The 18,267-nt window shown below is 57.1% G+C and carries 19 protein-coding genes; 6 read left to right on the forward strand and 13 right to left on the reverse strand.

From position 1 onward, the window contains the following. Positions 1-70 precede the first annotated feature (70 nt). The 9 genes from metG to ACR0ID_RS05685 all read right to left on the reverse strand — a co-directional run bounded on the left by metG (position 71) and on the right by ACR0ID_RS05685 (position 9,316). The gene (metG, locus tag ACR0ID_RS05645; RefSeq protein ID WP_480516754.1) at positions 71-1,789 is read right to left on the reverse strand and encodes a methionine--tRNA ligase; all 1,719 of its coding nucleotides are present in this window, start codon (positions 1,787-1,789) and stop codon (positions 71-73) included. Positions 1,790-1,995: 206 nt separating this feature from the next. Then, entirely contained in the window at positions 1,996-3,216 is a 1,221-nt protein-coding gene (locus ACR0ID_RS05650; protein WP_480472365.1) for an MFS transporter, read from the reverse strand. Positions 3,217-3,296: 80 nt separating this feature from the next. Next, positions 3,297-3,893, reverse strand: coding sequence for a YceI family protein (locus tag ACR0ID_RS05655; RefSeq protein WP_480472367.1), 597 nt, complete (start codon positions 3,891-3,893; stop codon positions 3,297-3,299). Beyond that, positions 3,890-5,104 carry an MFS transporter gene (locus tag ACR0ID_RS05660; protein ID WP_480604286.1) on the reverse strand — a complete coding sequence of 405 codons (1,215 nt, stop codon included), beginning with the start codon at positions 5,102-5,104 and terminating at the stop codon, positions 3,890-3,892. The genes ACR0ID_RS05655 and ACR0ID_RS05660 overlap by 4 nt, the downstream gene beginning before the upstream one ends. Positions 5,105-5,166: 62 nt before the next feature. Beyond that, complete coding sequence (locus ACR0ID_RS05665) at positions 5,167-5,787, reverse strand: ImuA family protein (RefSeq protein WP_480604288.1); 621 nt, start codon at positions 5,785-5,787, stop codon at positions 5,167-5,169. A 48-nt stretch (positions 5,788-5,835) separates the two neighbouring features. Continuing rightward, a complete protein-coding gene (locus ACR0ID_RS05670; RefSeq protein ID WP_480516764.1) occupies positions 5,836-6,417 on the reverse strand; it encodes a retropepsin-like aspartic protease family protein in 582 nt (193 codons plus the stop codon). Positions 6,418-6,459: 42 nt separating this feature from the next. Further along, positions 6,460-7,080: a MarC family protein gene (locus tag ACR0ID_RS05675; RefSeq protein WP_480472375.1), complete on the reverse strand. Its 621-nt coding sequence runs from the start codon at positions 7,078-7,080 to the stop codon at positions 6,460-6,462. After that, the gene (locus tag ACR0ID_RS05680; protein ID WP_480604290.1) at positions 7,077-7,469 is read right to left on the reverse strand and encodes an ACT domain-containing protein; all 393 of its coding nucleotides are present in this window, start codon (positions 7,467-7,469) and stop codon (positions 7,077-7,079) included. Before ACR0ID_RS05680 ends, ACR0ID_RS05675 begins: the two co-directional genes overlap by 4 nt. After that, on the reverse strand, positions 7,466-9,316 hold the full coding sequence (locus ACR0ID_RS05685) for an ABC-F family ATP-binding cassette domain-containing protein (protein WP_480604291.1): 1,851 nt from the start codon (positions 9,314-9,316) through the stop codon (positions 7,466-7,468). Before ACR0ID_RS05685 ends, ACR0ID_RS05680 begins: the two co-directional genes overlap by 4 nt. Positions 9,317-9,423: 107 nt before the next feature. On the opposite strand from ACR0ID_RS05685, the gene ACR0ID_RS05690 reads away from it, so the two are divergent. Together ACR0ID_RS05690 and ndk are read left to right on the forward strand one after the other, a co-directional pair. Then, a complete protein-coding gene (locus tag ACR0ID_RS05690) occupies positions 9,424-10,626 on the forward strand; it encodes a Bcr/CflA family efflux MFS transporter (protein ID WP_480604293.1) in 1,203 nt (400 codons plus the stop codon). A gap of 115 nt (positions 10,627-10,741) precedes the next feature. Beyond that, a complete protein-coding gene (gene ndk, locus ACR0ID_RS05695; RefSeq protein ID WP_008757405.1) occupies positions 10,742-11,164 on the forward strand; it encodes a nucleoside-diphosphate kinase in 423 nt (140 codons plus the stop codon). Between the two features lie 59 nt (positions 11,165-11,223). On the opposite strand, the gene ACR0ID_RS05700 is transcribed toward ndk, so the two are convergent. Further along, on the reverse strand, positions 11,224-11,571 hold the full coding sequence (locus ACR0ID_RS05700) for a TfoX/Sxy family protein (RefSeq protein ID WP_480604295.1): 348 nt from the start codon (positions 11,569-11,571) through the stop codon (positions 11,224-11,226). A gap of 211 nt (positions 11,572-11,782) precedes the next feature. On the opposite strand from ACR0ID_RS05700, the gene ACR0ID_RS05705 reads away from it, so the two are divergent. From ACR0ID_RS05705 to ACR0ID_RS05720, 4 genes are read left to right on the forward strand one after another with little or no spacing between them, the layout of a single operon-like run. Further along, complete coding sequence (locus tag ACR0ID_RS05705) at positions 11,783-13,024, forward strand: CHAD domain-containing protein (protein WP_480604297.1); 1,242 nt, start codon at positions 11,783-11,785, stop codon at positions 13,022-13,024. A gap of 44 nt (positions 13,025-13,068) precedes the next feature. Next, positions 13,069-13,302 carry a hypothetical protein gene (locus ACR0ID_RS05710; protein ID WP_480604299.1) on the forward strand — a complete coding sequence of 78 codons (234 nt, stop codon included), beginning with the start codon at positions 13,069-13,071 and terminating at the stop codon, positions 13,300-13,302. A 3-nt stretch (positions 13,303-13,305) separates the two neighbouring features. Then, positions 13,306-14,058, forward strand: coding sequence for a ParA family protein (locus tag ACR0ID_RS05715; RefSeq protein WP_480472387.1), 753 nt, complete (start codon positions 13,306-13,308; stop codon positions 14,056-14,058). Further along, positions 14,058-14,525 (forward strand): CYTH domain-containing protein, encoded by a 468-nt coding sequence (locus tag ACR0ID_RS05720; protein ID WP_480604301.1) that lies wholly within the window; start codon positions 14,058-14,060, stop codon positions 14,523-14,525. Before ACR0ID_RS05715 ends, ACR0ID_RS05720 begins: the two co-directional genes overlap by 1 nt. Here ACR0ID_RS05720 and ACR0ID_RS05725 read toward each other — a convergent pair. The 3 genes from ACR0ID_RS05725 to ACR0ID_RS05735 form a co-directional block, all read right to left on the reverse strand. Then, positions 14,522-15,835: a sensor histidine kinase gene (locus tag ACR0ID_RS05725; protein WP_480604303.1), complete on the reverse strand. Its 1,314-nt coding sequence runs from the start codon at positions 15,833-15,835 to the stop codon at positions 14,522-14,524. The two genes, ACR0ID_RS05720 and ACR0ID_RS05725, sit on opposite strands and share 4 nt — an antisense overlap. A 49-nt stretch (positions 15,836-15,884) precedes the next feature. Continuing rightward, positions 15,885-16,565 (reverse strand): response regulator transcription factor, encoded by a 681-nt coding sequence (locus ACR0ID_RS05730; RefSeq protein WP_209504130.1) that lies wholly within the window; start codon positions 16,563-16,565, stop codon positions 15,885-15,887. Positions 16,566-16,745: 180 nt separating this feature from the next. Next, positions 16,746-18,182, reverse strand: coding sequence for a DegQ family serine endoprotease (locus ACR0ID_RS05735; protein ID WP_480604306.1), 1,437 nt, complete (start codon positions 18,180-18,182; stop codon positions 16,746-16,748). Between the last annotated feature and the right edge of the window lie 85 nt (positions 18,183-18,267).

Raw genomic sequence — 18,267 nt, forward strand, 5'->3', positions numbered from 1 at the left:
GCCCGTTCCGAGGTGCCGAACGAAAACAGGCGCCAACGGCCCCCGTTTGAGTATCCGAATATCAGGGTGGTCAGCCGCGTTTACCAGCGAATTTTGCCTGCCATTCTTCGCGCTGTTCGTCTGTGATCTTGGCGAACAGAACGTCTGGCACGGTAAGGTCGTGACCCGCGGGTAGCGCGTTCAACGCTGCGGCTACGTCTTCCGGCCAGCTGGTATCAAGCGTGTTCATGGCGCTTAGCATCTTGGCCGCAGCATCAGGGATGAACGGCGCGCTGAGCACGGCATAGAACCGGATCAGGTTCAGACCCAGACGCACCTGTGCAGCGGCTTGTTCGGGGTCTTCCTTGAAGGTTGACCACGGCGCCGCAGCTTGCAGGAATTCATTGCCAGCCACCCAGATGGCCCGCAGCTCCTGAGCCGATTTGCGGACGTCCATTGCTTCCATATGCGCCTCATAGGCGCGGACACGTTTGGTAAGTTCATCGATCAGAGCGTTCTCACGCTCGCCAAACTCACCGCCTTCGGGCACCACCTCACCGAATTTCGAGCGGCAGAACTTAGTGATGCGGCTGACGAAGTTGCCCAGAACATCGGCCAGATCCTTGTTCACGGATTGTTGGAAGTTCTCCCACGTGAACTCGCTGTCGCTGCTTTCCGGTGCATGGCTCAGCAGCCACCACCGCCAGTAGTCAGCTGGAAGAATCTCGAGCGCCTGATCCATGAAAACGCCACGACCCTGCGAGGTCGAGAACTGGCCGCCATCGTAGTTTAGATAGTTGAAGGATTTCAGGTGGTCGACCATTTTCCACGGCTCGCCCGACCCGAGAATGGTGGCGGGGAAAGAAAGCGTGTGAAACGGCACGTTGTCCTTGCCCATGAACTGGACATAGCGCACATCGTTCGCGCCCTTGTCGGTGCGCCACCAGCGTTCCCACTCGGAATCGGGTTTCCCAGTGGAATCCGCCCATTCCTTGGCACAGGCGATGTATTCAATCGGCGCGTCGAACCAGACATAGAAGACCTTGCCTTCCATACCGGGCCAGTCCTGATCGCCTTTCTTGACCGGAACACCCCAGTCCAGATCGCGGGTGATCCCCCGGTCTTGCAACCCGTCGCCATCATGCAGCCACTTCTTGGCAATGGATGTGGTCAGGATCGGCCAGTCGGTTTTGCTGTCAATCCAGGCATCCAACTGATCCTTCATTGCCGATTGGCGCAGATAGAGGTGCTTGGTCTCACGCACTTCCAGATCGGTCGAGCCCGAAATGGCCGAGCGCGGTTCAATCAGGTCGGTTGGATCCAACTGCTTGGTGCAGTTTTCACACTGGTCGCCACGTGCGTTCTCATACCCGCAATTGGGGCAGGTGCCCTCGATATAGCGGTCGGGAAGAAAACGACCATCCGCGTTGGAATAGATTTGCTTTTCCGTGACTTCACGGATCAACCCGGCCTCATCCAGTTTCCCGGCGAAATGTTGGGTCAGCTTTTTGTTCTGCTCGCTGGATGAACGGCCAAAGTGATCAAAGCTCATCCCAAAACGCTTGGCGATGTCGGCCTGAATTTCGTACATGTCCGCGCAATACTCGGCCACAGGCTTTCCAGCTTTAGCAGCGGCCAGTTCGGCCGGGGTGCCGTGTTCGTCGGTGGCACACAGGAACATGACCTCGTTTCCCCGGCCACGCTGATAGCGTGCATACAAGTCGGCAGGCAGTTGCGAGCCGATCAGGTTGCCGAGGTGCTTGATCCCATTGATGTATGGGATTGCCGAGGTGATGAGAATCCGAGCCATATTCCGTTTCCGCATATCTAACTGCGCGTTCGTCTAACCTATGTCACCGCTCAGCAAAAGCCCGGTTTCGTAGATGACTGGAATAACTCTGATTTGTGACGCGCCCCTGATGGGACGACCAAGCCGCCGATGGCCGTTACAATACGGTCAGATTGTAGTCAGCCAATTCGCAGACTCTCCGCAATGCAGGGCTGCGGGCTCGCTTTTCATTCCTCGCGGGCGCGTTTCAGCAACCTTCCGACCGTAAAGGATGTACGCGGTGCGTAGACGTAATTGGTTCTTTCCGCGGGTGTTGGACGCGACCGCATTCGGGCAAGGCCGAAGCCAATCAGGAATACGTGGCCGACCGCGACAAATGCAAACAGCGCGCTGGGTCCAAAATCCTGGATCAGTGTTGATGTGATATAGGGTGACGCAATTGCCCCCAGCGCGTACCAGAACATCAGGGCGGCAGACAACTCGACCCTCTGCTCGGTTGTCGCAAAATCGTTGGCATGTGCGGATGACACCGAAAAGATCGGGAATGTCGTAAACCCAAAAAGCCCTGCTGCCAGCATGACACCGACAGTTCCCGTGTCGCTTGCCGCCATTGTGACCCCGCAGCTTAGTACCGCCGCGACCGAAAGCCAGATCAAGACCCAGCGCCGGTCGTACTTGTCAGCGAGCCACCCCATCGGATACTGCGCCAGTGCCCCGCCCAGAACGAAAGAAGCTAGGAAGAAGGCGATTTGATCCACTCCCAGCCCGACTTCCTGACCGTAGACGGGCCCGACCATTCGGAAAGATGCCGAGCTGAGTGCCGAAACAATGACGCCCGCAACGGCCAACGGCGAACTGTGCCACGCCAGTTTCGGGCGCAGGCGGGGGGCGTCAGGCGTTTTCGGTTGACTTGCGCGTGTCAGTGTCAGCGGCAGCAACGAGGCGCAGCACAGGATCGCCAAGAGGTTGTAGGATACATACGAGGCGGGTGGCAGGACGGCGATGATCAACTGAGCACTCAGCGAGGCACCCATATCGACGATGCGATAGGTGCCCATGGCTCGTCCACGTGTCTCATTGGTTACTTTTGCATTCAGCCAGGCTTCGATGACGGTATAACAGCCTGCCACACATGTGCCCGAGGCGATGCGCAGCGCCGCCCATACATAAGGATTGTCTGTCAGGGTGTGGCCGATCAACCCCATCGCGCCCAGCGCTGTGCATACAGCAAATGCGCGGGAATGCCCGACGCTGCCCATCAGTCGCGGCGCCCACCAGCAACCTATGAAAAAGCCAAGAAAATGCGCCGAACCCAGCATACCGATCTGTTCGGTCGAAAAGCTTAACGTGATCCCGGAGATGGCATCCAGTGGCCCGACGCCGCCTGTTGATAGCTGAAGCAGAATGACCGACAGAAACAGGGCGGCAAATGAAATGATCGTGCGCATGGTTTTCTCAGATAGGCGGCGTCACCGGACAATGCGCGCAACTATTCGACTTTATCCAGTCGTTTTTTGCTTTTTGTCAGTCAGGTTGCTCGAATGATCTCGGCACGAATGTCCAGCCCAATGTGTTGTCCTACCAGATCGGGATAACCCGAGGCACCGAAATCGTGCCGGTTCAAAGTCCCGGTTAAACCTATGGACAGGCGGCTCAAGTCATTCGCGGCTGTACCAGGCTGGCGGTACAGGTTGGCTTCCAAGGTTATGGGGTGCGTCAGACCTCGGATAGTCAGTTCTCCCTTGACACGAGCGCCATTCGAAATGCGCCCATCCGCCCCCAATTGAATGTCAGTCGATACGAACTGAATTGTCGGATAGGTTTCGGCGTCCAATACACTGGGGCCGAGCATCGGCATGCGGGCAAAGGGCAAGCGGGTTCTGGCCTTGGTAACGTCCAGCACCACCGTGACCCGGCTGTTTTGCAGGCGTTGCGTGTCAATTTCCACGTTCGCGTCCCGGATCGGCATTGATCCGGTCTGGGGAATGCCGGAGAGGTCAAAGGTAAAACCGACCCGGGTGCCGTTCGGTGACAAATTGTATGGCTTCAAGGCGGCCTGCACCGTATTCGCCAAAGGCAGAGCCGCCATCCCCGTAAGTACGAAGCGGCGGGTCAGGTGTGTCATGCCATGACCGTGTCCCGTCTGGGGCGAGATCTTTTGATCAACATCAGAACGATGGCAATGTTCAAACCGTTCCAAAGAATGCCGTTGACGAAAGCCAGTTGGTAACTTCCGGTGACATCGTAAATCCAGCCTGACATCCAGCCACCAAGCGCCATGCCAAGAATTGTCATCATCATGACGAATCCGACTCGCGCACCGGCTTCTTGCGGCGGCATGTATTCGCGGACAACCAAAGCGTAGCTGGGCACGATGCCACCCTGCGCCAGACCGAATAGCAAGCTGATCACATAAAGTGAGACCATCCCGTCATACGGCAGGAACAGGAACAGCGCGATGCACTGCAATACAGAGCCGATCAGAAGTGTCATGACGCCACCGAGACGGTCGGCCAACAGGCCCGAGACGATACGGCTGGCGACGCCGCCCAGTAGCATCAGCGATAGCATCTCAGCCCCCACTGCGGGGCCGTATCCCAGCCCGACGCAATACGACACGATATGGACCTGTGGCATGGACATCGCTACGCAACATCCAATGCCGGCCAGACCAAGAATGTACTGTAACACGCGTGGTGAGACACCGACACTGCGTGCGTTGATCCGGGCTGTGGCCGCGGCTGTGCTGTGCGCCTCGATTGGGACCTTGCGGCGCAACAACAAGGACAGCGGGATGACAACCAGCAACGTCAGAGCCGCCAGTGTCAGATAGACCTGTTGCCAGCCGTCGCGTGCCAGAATACCGGACAGCAGAGTAGGCCAGATTGCCCCAGACAGGTAATTCCCGCTGGCCACCAGAGCGACGGCGATTCCACGCCGTTTCATGAACCAGTGCGAGATATCGGCGATCAAGGGCCCAAATCCGATCGATGTTCCCAGCCCGACCAGCAGATGCGCCGCGGATAGTAGCGTTATATTCGGGGCCAGCGTTGCCAATAGATAACTGAAGGCGCTTAAAACAGCAGCGCCGATCAGGGCGCGTGTCACACCCAGCCGGTCCACCAGTTGCCCCAGCCACATATTGCCCAGCGCAAATCCAATCATCGTAAGTGTATATGGCATCGAGGCTTCGGCGCGACCGGCGCTGAATTCTGCTTCGACGGCGGGCATGACCACGATTACAGCCCACATTCCCACATTCGCCACAGTTGCGATGGCGAGCGTGATCAGAAGGCGTATCCAGGAATAGCGGCTGTCATGGATCGGATGGCTCATGCGGCGACGCTAGGGTGCGATCCAGAGTTTGGCCAGTCACATCTTGCGTGATCCTTGCGGCTTCACGTCAGAATGTCCTCTGTTTCAATGCGTTTCAGGTGCAGACCGGTGCGGGCAGCGGTCTGAGTGGCTTGCCAGCTGACCGGGGGCAGGGCGCGGGCGCGGCGGCGGGTCAGGGTCCAGTGCCTGGCATCCCCCTGATGGGCGGAGGCCATGTGCCAGCGTGTCTCAACCCCTTGTGCGCCGCCATCACCGGGCGTCAGCAGCAGGCCAAGCGGGGCATGGCCCATCGTGCCGCCTTGTTCTGCGGCCAGATGCATCCGCCGCACTGGTGTCAGCCCCGGTGCGCCGGGCAGGTCGCCTATGATCAGCGGGATGGCTCCGCTGCGCAGCGCCTCTTCAATACACCATAGCAGATCTTCGGCGCGGGTGGGATGGACGAACAGAAAACGCGCCGGATTAGCAAAGGCCATCATTCCGTCGGGATTCAGTTGGGCGGGCTCCCACGCGGGGGAAATCCACAGCACGGGCCCCTGTGTCTGACCGGCCAGCCAGATGGCAAAGCTGCGCCGGGCGGGGCCGCAAGCCTCGTGCACGCGGCCCGGTTGCAGGGTGATCTGCGAATGGAGATTTACCCCCGGTACCTGACGCGCAGGTTTGTGGCCAAGAAGCTGAGCAGACATGCCTGCAAGCTATCATGTTCCACTTTTGTTCTCAAGAGGTGAGGAGCATTAACGGGACAAGATCAGCTTGCCATCCGCAAACTGAATGCTTGAAAAACGGTGCAGATATTCCATCCCCAAAAGCGATTTATCCAGCTCACCCTCGTTGACCCAGGCCGAAACGTTCTGATCCGTAATGGGTCCTATCGTCAGGGTCTCAAGCCGCACCGGCGCGGTACGCACCTCACCGTTTGCAGTCAAGGCGCGCCCGAAATAATTCAGCTGATCGGGATCAATGCCTGCCCGTTTGGCATCCTGCGCGTTCAACACGATCTGGCTGGCACCGGTGTCGACAAGAAAGGTAATCAGCTCACCATTCACCAGAACCGGAAGGTAATAATGGCCGTCATAGGCGCGGGGAACCTCAACCGAGTTTCCGGTGACACTCATCTGCGGTGCGGGACCGACCGAGGAGCGAATATCCTCCCACAGGCCGACCAGTGCGATGACCCCGACGAATATGAACACCCATGCCATGACCTGCTGCAATGTCTTGCTAAGCGACTGCCGATTATGCGTGACAAACCACATCAGCAGCGCCGCCCCCAGCAGGGCCAGATAGATCAGGCGTCCAATGTCGAAACTGTCCATGCGGTTACCCGGAAATCCCTCTAACCTTGTGAATATGGGGATTTAAGATGCAAATCCAAAGGCCTTGAGGCCATCGAGAATAAACTGAACAGACAATGCAGCCAGCAGCATCCCAAGAAGCCGGGTCAACACGTTCAATCCGGTTTTCCCCAAAAGCCGTGCCACGGCCCCTGATGAAAGATACATCACAAAAACCATTGCCAGAACGACCAGCATAACGCCGATGACCACGGCCAGGCCCTGAATGCCGGGATGTTGACCGGCCAGCAGGATCATAGTGGCAATCGCACCGGGCCCTGCAATCAGTGGGATACCCAGTGGAAACACAGACGGGTCCGGATGTTCTTCCTCTTCGGCGCTGTTTTCACGACGTTTGGTCCGGCGTTCAAACAGCATGTCGAGCGCGGTCAGAAACAGCAAAACACCCCCCGCAACACGAAACGCCTCCATCGAGATGCCGACAAATCCCAGCAGCGCTTCGCCGAAGGCCGCGAACATCGCCAGAATGCCGCCAGCAGTCAGGCACGCGCGAACAGCGACAGAGCGGCGCGTGTGCCAATCCATGTTCTGGGTCAGGGCCACAAAAATCGGCGTTTGCGCCGGTGGATCAAGAACCACGAAAAGCGTTGTGAACGCGGTGATCAGAAATGCGGTGTCAATCACTCTTTGCTACTCTGTTGCAGATGTTTCAAAATTCTCAGGGCGTCTTCGGCCAGTCCGGACGGAACATAAACATGATCGTGGTGATAGCCCGCAACCATGTTTGCCGGAATTCCGGCCTGTGCCAACGCCCCCGAGACCGCAGCGGTCAGACCCACGCCTTCCAGCGAGGAGTGCACCTGAAGTGTGATACAGCGCATAGCAACCGCCTCTGTTGGTGCGCAATTGATCGGAACGACTAAAGACAGCCCTTCGGCCTCGACGTAACTGGCGCGTGTCCCGTCGGGCCAGTCCATATCTTCGGGCCAGACCACAAATGCGAATTCTCCGGGTTGAATTTCGGGATGCATTCCCGCGATCATTGCTTTGGTTTCAACGACAGGATCGCTCATACCGTTTCTGCCTGTTCCAGTCGCTCAGCAGCAGCGATCCAAAGCGCTTCTGCTTTTTGCATAGCCTCGACCACCTCGGCGAATTTGCGATTCCAGATTTCCAGATCGTTGATCTTGTCGTCTTCGTAAAGCGTCGGGTCGGCCAGTTTTGCCGCGAGCTTGTCGTGCATCTCTGTCAGTTTCTCGACCCGGTCCTCGCATTTGCGCAGGTCCGCCCGCAATGCCAGCATGGTATCGCGCGAGGCGCGTTTAGGCTTCTCTGTTTGTGGCTTTTCTTTCACCGGCTTGTCACGCGCCAGCAATAGGGCACGATAGGATTCAAGGTCACTGTCATAGGATTTGACCGTACCGTCCGAGACCAGCCACAACCGATCGGCAACAAGCGACAGCAGGTGCATGTCGTGGCTGACCAGCACGACAGCGCCCGAATAGGCGGTCAGCGCTTCGACCAGCGCCTCACGGCTTTCGATATCCAGATGGTTCGTCGGTTCATCGAGGATCAGCATATGTGGTGCGTCGATGGTTGCCAGCAGCAGCGACAGGCGCGCCTTCTGCCCACCCGACAGGCGGCCAACCTCGGTTTCCGCCTGAGCCGCGTTCAGGCCGAACCCCGCCAGACGCGAGCGCCACTTGCCCGGCGCCTCGTCCGGGCGCAGGCGGCGCAGGTGGTCCAGTGGCGTTTCGTTCACATAAAGCTCGTCCACCTGATGCTGAGCGAAATACCCGATGCGCAGCTTGTTGCTGCGGGTCATCTTGCCAGCCATCAGGGGCAGGCGGTCTGACAGCAGTTTGGACAGGGTTGATTTGCCCTGACCGTTCTTGCCCAGCAGCGCGATGCGGTCATCCTGATCGACGCGCAGGTTCAGGCGGCGCAGTACTTCGGTTTCGCCATAACCGGTCACTCCGCCTTCGATCTGGATGATCGGTGGCGATAGTTCCTCGGGCTCGGGGAAGGAAAACGCACGCAGAGCGGCTTCTTGCGGGGTTGAGACCAACTGGATGCGTTCGATCATTTTCAGGCGGGATTGGGCCTGAACGGCCTTGGATGCCTTATAGCGAAACCGATCCACGAAGCTCTGCAAATGAGCGATGCGCGCTTTGGCTTTGGCGTTTTCGGATTCTGCCTGTGCCAGACATTCCGCCCGCCGTTGAGCGAACTTGTCATAAGGCACGGCGTAATAGGTGAGTTTGCGATCCTCCAGATGCAGGATCGACCCCACGGCACGGTTCAGCAGGCCCCGGTCATGGCTGATGATTATGACCGTATGTGGATACCTGGCCAGATAGCTTTCGAGCCACAACGCGCCTTCAAGGTCCAGATAGTTGGTCGGTTCGTCCAACAGCAACAAATCCGGTTGTGAGAACAGAACCGCCGCCAAGGCCACGCGCATCCGCCAACCGCCCGAGAAATCCGAACAGGGGCGCAATTGGTCTGCGTCGTCGAACCCCAACCCCTTGAGGATCGAGGCCGCGCGGGCCTCGGCCGACCAGGCGTCGATATCGGCCAGCCGGGTCTGGATTTCGGCAATTCGCGTGGGATCCGTTGCGTCGCCAGCCTCGGTCATCAGGGCGCTGCGTTCGGTATCAGCGGCCAGAACAGTGTCGATCAGCGAAACGTTGGATGATGGGACCTCCTGCGCGACCCCGCCAATGCGGGCGCGCTTGGGGACCGCAATATTCCCCGATTCCAGCGCCAGTTCCCCGCGGATCAGGCGAAAAAGCGTGGTCTTTCCCGTGCCATTCCGGCCCACAAGGCCAACCTTGTGACCGTCTGGTATGGTTGCGCTGGCGCCATCAAACAATGGGCGGCCTTCAACGGCATAGGTGATGTCTTCGATCCGTAACATGAGGCGCTCTTAGCAGAGGTGTGATGCCGCCGCCAGCGGCTTGGCATTTTCAAGCATCAAGCAATGTGTTAGCGCTGTCTCGTTTGCTTTTTGAAGCGGTTTTTCACATGCGCGCGGCCCGGACGCCTCCATCCCTGATCACATTGATCTTTGCTACGGCGCTGTCTGTGCTGACGCTCAACATGTTCCTGCCGTCGCTGGCGCATATGAGTGAAGACTTCACGGTGGATTACGGCCTGATGAACCTGTCGGTCGCGGGGTATCTGGCGGTTTCGGCAGTGTTGCAACTGATCATGGGCCCGTTATCGGATCGCTTTGGGCGCAGACCTATCCTTTTAATTTGTATATCAATATTTTTCCTTGCGTCGATCGGATGCACACTGGCCGGATCGATCTGGGTTTTTCTTGGCTTCCGCCTGCTTCAGGCTGCTGTTGTCGCCGGCTCGGTCCTGTCCAGCGCGTCGATCAGAGACCGTTACGCACCGAATGAGGCGGCAAGCAAACTCGGTTACGTCGCGATGGCCATGGCCTTAGCCCCGATGCTTGGGCCGATGTTGGGTGGGGCGCTGGATATGCTTTTCGGTTGGCGTTCGGGGTTTGTCCTGTACTCGTTGCTTGGAGCAGGGTTGCTGGTGCTGCTTTGGTTCGACCTGGGCGAAACCAACACGAACCGCTCGTCCACATTTGGTGCCCAACTGCGCGAATACCCACACCTGTTCAGTGCCCGCAGGTTCTGGGGTTATGCCCTATGCGCGGCGTTTTCGATTGGGGGGTTCTACAGCTTTATCACCGGTGCGCCGCTGGTTGCCGCAGCGTGGTTCGACCTGAGCCCAGCAACGCTGGGGCTGGGGATTGGCATCATCACCGGCGGGTTCATGGTTGGCAATTTTGTCACCGGTCGGATTGCGGCCCGGACGCGCCTGACGACAATGATATTGTCGGGGCGGATCGTGGCCTCAACTGGCCCGTTCTGCGGATTGATGCTGTTTCTCGCTGATCTGGGATCGGTCTGGGTCTTCTTCGGTTCGGCAATCTGTGTCGGCTTTGGCAACGGTTTGACCAATGCCAATGCCGCGGCCGGTGTCATGTCGGTACGCCCCGGGCTGGCAGGTAGCGCGGCAGGGCTGTCGGGGGCAATGATCGTGGCTTTGGGAGCTGTTCTGACCTCAATGACCGGCGCGTTCGTCAGCCCCGAAAACGGGCCGTATCTGGTACTGGGCATGATGTGGGCCTGTAGCTTTGCCGGCTTGATGGCGGTGCTTTACGTTCGTCGACTGGACCGTGTCGACCCTTTGCCAGAAACAATCTGAACTGCAAAGCCACCGGCAAGGCATCATTACACTTTTCATGGATCAAAGACCGTGATACCCGGCGCGCGATGGATTTCGGCGCGGATCCCGCGTCACATTATAAGGAGAGGCCGACATGGCACTGGAACGCACATTCTCGATCATCAAACCCGATGCAACCCGCCGCAACCTGACCGGCAAGATCAACGCCAAGTTCGAAGAAGCAGGCCTGCGCATCGTGGCGCAAAAGCGCATTCACATGACCAAAGCTCAGGCTGGCAAGTTCTATGACGTTCATGCCGAACGTCCGTTCTATGACGAACTGTGCGAATTCATGTCGTCGGCTCCGGTTGTTGTTCAGGTTCTGGAAGGCGAAGGCGCCATTGCAAAGAACCGTGAAGTCATGGGCGCAACGAACCCTGCGGACGCAGCCCCCGGCACCATCCGCGCTGAATTCGCGGAATCGGTCGGTGAAAACTCGGTCCACGGTTCGGACGCACCGGAAACCGCAGCGGTTGAAATCGCATACTTCTTCTCGGGCATTGAACTGGTCGGTTAAGCCACAGCCATTGGTGACAAACAGGGGCCGCATCCTTGGTTGGGTGCGGCCTTATTCGTTCAGAGCTGCTTTAAGTCCTTTGGTGCAACACGAACTCCGATGGCGTCCAGATCTGCAATCATCTGGTTTTCCGGAGCAGCACCGTTACCAGCTTTGATTGCGTCGAACCTTTCGCGCAGGGCTTTCTTCTCGTCGCCCTTGCAATCGTTCCACGGGCGGCCCTGCAATCCCATCACCAGAACATAATATCCGATGAAATGCGCCCTGGTGCCGGCGCGCAACAGGCGGGCATAGGCTTCGTCCGGCCCCAGTTCTCGCAGCGCCTCAGCCGAATGAATACCAGCACGTGCGCAGGCCTGTTCAAAGGCGGGGCCAAGGTTTCGGATCGAAGATACTGGTTCGTTCATAGCGGTGTCTTACTTCGGCACCCGAGGCCTGTCACCCCGTGATTACACTCGGTCGCAGGCATAATGCCTTGATGTCCTTTCGGGTTCAGCCGAGACTGAAAAGGAGAACCTTGGATGGCGTTGGAGCAACCAAACCAAACAAGGGGCGCGCGCATATGATCGTTGAGAAACCTGTAAAGGGGTTTCTGAAGTTGAACTGGAAAGGCGTATCATGACCAGATCGTCAAGCGATCAGTTCATTTTCCCAGCGAGGATTGACGAAACGGCTCTGGCAAATGCCATTGCCGGGTTTTCCCAAAAAGTTTCACCCGATAGCCCCGTCGCAGCTTTCGCATTGCTGGATTGTCACGATCAGTCACTGCGCGCCTCGGGTCGTGCTTTGATCGATACTGGCGGGGTGTTGCACCTGCTGCGGAAGGACCACGGCCCTTTGTCTCAGCAGCACTCGGGGCATCTGCGGTTTGCACGGGACTTGCCAGAAGGGCCGGTTCAGAAGGCGCTGAGCGACTTTCCTGAACTACGGGCGCTGACGCAGATTGGTGTTGGAGAGATCGAGGCAAAGACCTTCGCCGTGCTTGATGATCTGCAAAAGACAAAAGTCAGGGGAACTTTAACGTACATGTCGACGCCATCAGGGCAGGCAACCATTGTACGAATTCAGCAGTTGCGCGGGTATAAGAAGGCCTATCAGTTGGTCCGTTCCGCTCTCGATCGCGTTTCGGGCGGTGTTCGTGACGTTGAAACGGTCTATCCCAGTCTGTTTCCAGACATGGTTCCCTATCAGGCCAAGCCTGAAATAAAGTTCGGTCAAGCAGATCCTTGCAGCGAAGTCGCTGCGAAAATCGTTCAAATATATCTGATGGTTGCACGGCAAAACGAGGAGGGCATGATCGCTGATATCGACACCGAGTTTTTGCACGATTACCGGGTATCGTTGCGCAAGATCAGGTCAGTGATCAGCCTGTTCAAGGGTGTGTTGTCCGAGGCCCAGACGGCCGAACTGAAGCGGCTCTTTTCCGATCTTATGGCCCCCACGGGACCTCTGCGTGATTTGGATGTCTACCTTCTGAAAAAAGACAAGTATTTCAATCTTATCCCGCCGAGCCTTCACGCAGGACTGTCCGAGATGTTTGATCAGTTTCAAACGGAACGTACACAAGAGCAACTGCGCCTATCTCGCTGGTTGCGCAGCGCCGACTACACGACGTCCATGACCGACCTGACCGCAATGTTCACCAGTACTGATCACTTGGACCTCGGACCAAACGCGCATCGCGGCACGTATGACTATGCCTGCGCGCTGATCTGGAAGCATTATCGCAAGATGTGCAAACTGGCGCGCGGCATAAGCGATGATACGCCAGACAAGACGGTGCATGAGCTTCGTATCGAATGCAAAAAACTAAGATATCTGATGGAATTGTTTGCCCGCTCTTCGATGCGAACGGATTGAGAACGATCCTTAAACCGTTGAAAAAACTTCAGGATAATCTTGGTTTGTTCAACGACTATTCTGTGCAGCAAGACGCGTTGCTGACCTTTGTAGCGTCGCACGCCGATACGCAAGGCCACGTAAACGCGCAGATCGGTTTGTCCGTGGGCGGCCTAATCGCTGTGCTTGATCAACGTCAGAAGACCGAAAGAAAACGCGTTGTCGCAAGCTTCCTTCAGTTCGACGGGCAAGAAATCCGGCACATGTTCCGCAGTCTGTTTCACCACAAAAAGGAGTAGGGAATGAAGATCATTGCCTGTTACAGCAATAAGGGCGGTGTCGGAAAAACCGCTACTTCGGTGAACCTGGCCTATGCCTATGCGCAGGCTGGCCAAAAAGTTTTGCTATGCGATCTCGATCCTCAGGGGGCGTCCGGGTTCTATTTTCGGGTGAAACCGTCAAAAAAACTGACGGATGCCCGATTTTTTGAGGATGTGGAGCGGTTTACCAAAGCCATCCGGGCAAGTGATTTTGACGGGTTGGACGTTCTGCCCGCAAACCTGACTTTCCGCGACTTTGATATCTTCCTGTCGCGCATGCGGAACAAACGATCGCGTCTGAAAAGGGCATTGTCGGCGGCTGGCAGTGATTATGATCTGGTTCTTCTGGATTGCCCGCCCAATTTTTCCACCTTGTCCGAGAATATCTTTCGGGCCGCTGATGAAATCGTTGTTCCGATCATTCCCACAACCCTGTCCGAGCGGTCATTCGATCAGCTGGTTGGCTTTTTCGACAAACACGGGCTGCGTAAGAAGAAGCTGCGGGCGTTCTTTTCGATGGTGCAGAACCGGAAGTTGTTGCATCGGGAAACGATGGTTTCAATGCGCGCCCAGCATCCCAAGCGCATTTTACACGCGGTTGTGCCTTTCGCTGCGGATGTCGAAAAGATGGGGCAATATCGGGGCCCTGTCTGTACTTACGCAGGTCGTAGCGCTGCTGGTGCGGCATATCGGGCGCTGTTTGATGAGCTGGAAGAAAGAGCGGGGGCACCCTGATGAGCAAAGAAATTGAACGCAAGTTTCTGGTGGCAAGGTTGCCGAACCTGAGCCGCGCAGAAAAAGCAGAGGTGCGTCAGGGGTACCTCACCGCGCCGGAGGACTCGACCGAATTGCGCCTTCGGCAAAAGAACAATGTGTTTTTCCTGACCTTAAAAGGCGGCGGTGATCTTGTACGTGTTGAGCGTGAGGCAGAGATAACCCGAGACCAGTTTGAAACCTTCTGGCCGGAAACCCAAGGTCGCCGGGTCGAGAAGGTGCGTTACACGGATCTAATGCCAGACGGCCACCAGTTCGAGCTGGATGTTTTTTCAGGCGGTCTGGAACCCCTGCGTTTGGTTGAGGTTGAGTTCCATACCAGTGAAGACGCAAATGCCTATGTCCCGCCGGGTTGGTTCTGTGCGGAAGTTACAGGGGATAAACGGTACAAAAACAAGGTATTGGCGATAAACGGACTGCCGGATTAACTCTGAATTGCCAGATTGATCGTAGTTTCCAAACCTGGGTCGCAGTTTCGGGCTGCGAATGTCCCGCCATGCATATGTGAAATCGCGGCAACCAGCGCGAGCCCCAATCCCGCATTGCGTTCCGTCCGCGCCGGATCAAGTGTGACGAAGGGAAGTTGAAGGCGATCCAACTCTCCGGGCGGAACACCAGGACCACGGTCCCGAACCCGCAATTGGGCAAATCCGTCCTTGGTACCGATAGAGATCGTGATTGCGGTATCTGCCAGCGCATAACGCATCGCGTTTTCCAGCAAATTAGAAAGAGCCTGCGAGAGTAGGGGCCGGTGCCCCTGAATTGAGGGGGCAGAGCCTGTAACCTCAAGGCGGATGTCCTGATCCGCGGCCACTGGGTCATACAGTTCCACGACATCTCCAACCAGTTGCTGCAAGTCAATGTCTTCGAATTGCTCGCGCCCCAGACCGGCCTCGGCCCGCGATATCTCGGTAAGCTGCCCCAAGACCCGCAAAACATGGTCGATTTCTCCCGTAGCCCGCGCAATGTCGATTTCGCGGTCCAGATCGCTTTTGCCGGGCTCGGAAAGGGATTCGACCCTTTGGCGAAGGCGGGACAAAGGAGAGCGCAAATCATGTGCGATAGAGTTCGACGTGGTGCGCAGATTGCTCACCAGCTCTTCGATCCTGTCGAGCATGTTGTTCAACGTGCCAGAGACCTGATCGAACTCGTCCCCGGTTCCGCGCAGGGGCATCCTCTTGGAAAGATCGCCGGAAACGATGTTTTCGGCTGTGCTTGCGATGTCTGACAGGCGTGAAAACACCAGACGTGTGAACAGCCAGCCAGTGATCACGCTCAGAACAAATGCTATTCCTAGCGCCAGTGCCAGAGATCGGAACAATACACGGTCGAATTGTTGACGGACCGCCGCATCCCGTCCCACCAAAAGGCGTTCACCACCGGGCAATCGGATCGAAGCGGCCGAGATGGGCACCAGTTGGTCATTGTCAGCCCTGCGCAACTCGAGGTCGACCCAACCGCTTCCGGCGGTCACATTGACCGGCCAGGTTTTCAGGTTACCCACAAGCTTGACGCCCTGCCGATCCGCCAGCAGATACAGCGCGTCTCGATCGGACGCGCTTGGAAGACGACGCTCGATCGCTGTAATCAGCCCGATCAGCCCGCGCCGTTCATACTCATCGGCAAGCCCGGTCAGTTCGGCGGACACGACCGATCGGGTCTCGGATTCGATGCTCCGGTTGGCTGTCACATAGACCAATGCCAGCACAGACGCGGTCAGGAACGTGCTTAGCACCATGCTGGTGGCGACAAGTCTTGTTCTTGAATTATTAAGGGAAAGCCGAAGGTTATCCATCGGACATCATGTAACCCGCACCGCGAACTGTTTCAATCAAAGGTATGTCTCCGCCTTCATCCAACTGGCGGCGCAGCTTTGAAATATGAACATCCACAACGTTGGTGTTCGGGTCGAAATGATAGTCCCAGACGCCTTCAAGCAGCATGGTACGCGACACGACACGGTTCTTGCGGCGTAGAAAGAACTCAAGGATCTGGAATTCACGAGGTGTCAGCGTAATCTCATGGCCGTCCCGCGTAACCTTGCGGGTCAGTAGATCCATTTCAAGATCCTTGCAGGTCAGCGTCGGCGTTTCCTCGGATTCCTGCGGACGCCGCAACAAGGCTTCGATCCGCGCATGAAGTTCCTGAAACGAAAAGGGCTTGACCAGATAATCGTCGGCGCCTGATCGCAATCCTTTGACGCGCTCGTCCACTGCGCTCATGGCCGTCAACATCAACACCGGTGTTTTCAGCCCTGCTGCACGCAGGGATTTGATCAGGGACAGACCGTCCAGACCGGGAAGCATCCTGTCCAACACAATGGCGTCAAAACCGCCGTCCGTAGCGTGGTACAATCCCTCGCGGCCATCAGCAGCCGTTTCGACCACATAGCCTTCTTCGCCAAACCCTTTGGCAATGAAATCCCTGGTGTCAGCGTCATCTTCGACGATCAACAGACGGCGGCTCATGATGTGGTTCCTTTCCTTAAGGATTTAAACACAAAATTCAAACAAAGCATATGGTTTGCTGACGATCTTGCCGGGTGCTGGGCACGCACCCGGCAAGCCCGACGGACAGCGGACAACTCAGGTCCGCCGGGTGAGGCACGCGCCGGATCTCCCCATCAAGCGGCGCGCGCATGGTGTTCGTCAGACCAGTTCGACAGCAACGAAAATCTGGCTGCCGGCCCGATTGATCAATACCAGTGCCGGGTCTGTCTTTTCGCTGTCCAGTGCGGCCTTCAGCGCTTCGGGTGTGAACGTGTCCTGGTTGCCCAGTTTGACGATCACGTCACCGCGTTGCAGACCCGCCCGGGCCGCAGGGCTGTCCGGTTGCAAGTCTGTGACGACCACACCTTCGACGGTTTTAGCAATACCCGCTTCAGCCCGCACCGTTTCGGTCAGCGGGGCCACGGTGACACCAAGCGACGTGCCTGCTGCATCAGAATCGACAGGGGTGTCGGACTGAGCCGCCGCTGCCTGATGCTGGCCAACGGTCAACGTGACCGTTTCCTGTTTGCCATCGCGCAGAATGGTCAAATCACTGGCGGTGCCGACCTTGGTTGTTCCCACCAGAATGGGCAGGTCACCACTGGAGTCTACGGCTTCGCCATTGAAAGACAGGATAACATCGCCTTGTTCCAGGACGCCATCTGCAGGGCTGTCGGCGACAACATCTGCCACCAGTGCACCCGAGGAGGCATCAATTCCCAGCGCCGCCGCAAGCTGCGGGCTGATATTCTGGATCGAAACACCCAGCCACCCACGGCTGACCTGCCCGTCATCCTGTAGATCGGCTGCAATATGTTCAACGATGTTCGAGGTTACGGCAAATCCCAGCCCGACAGATCCGCCACTGGGGGAATAAATGGCCGAATTCACGCCAATCACTTCGCCGTCCATGTTGAAAAGCGGGCCACCAGAGTTGCCCTTGTTGATAGCTGCGTCCGTTTGAATGAACTCGGCATATGGCCCGTCCGAGATATTGCGACCTTTAGCCGATACAATGCCGGTAGTGACCGTGGAGCTCAAACCAAACGGGTTGCCGATCGCTACGACATCTTCGCCAACACGGATTGCATCGCTGTCACCCAGTTCGACGGCTTGCAGGCCCGGGACTGCATCGATCTTCAAGACTGCAATGTCTGTCAGCGGGTCGGTGCCAACCACCTCGGCCTCAAATGTCCGGTCATCACTTAGGCGAACGGTTACAGTCGCGGCATTGTCCACCACATGGTGATTGGTGACGATATAACCGGCTTCATCCAGTACAAACCCTGACCCGAGCCCTTGTGCCGGACCGCGTTGAGGCATGTTGAACCCTTCAGGCCCACCAAATCGTTTGAAGAATTCCCCAAACGGGTGACCGTCAAAGTCAAAATTCTGACCCTGTTTGGGGCTTGGGGCGGTCTTTTGCTCGGCAATGATGGTTACAACCGAAGGGGAAACGGTTTCGACAAGATCGGCAAGCGCTTCATCCGCCATCGAAGGTATAGCGGTTGTGGCCAGCATGGCTGCGCCCAATGCGCTGACCCCCATCCAGTTGGATGTGCGGGGAAGTAAAAGCGAAGATTTTCGGATGCTCATTTCTGTCTCCTGGTTTGATCACGCAATTTCCGTTGCGCGTTGAGACATGAGATGCACTGTCAGGATTGGGGTTTCCTGACTGATC

It is taken from the genome of Ruegeria sp. AL2, from assembly GCF_056540845.1.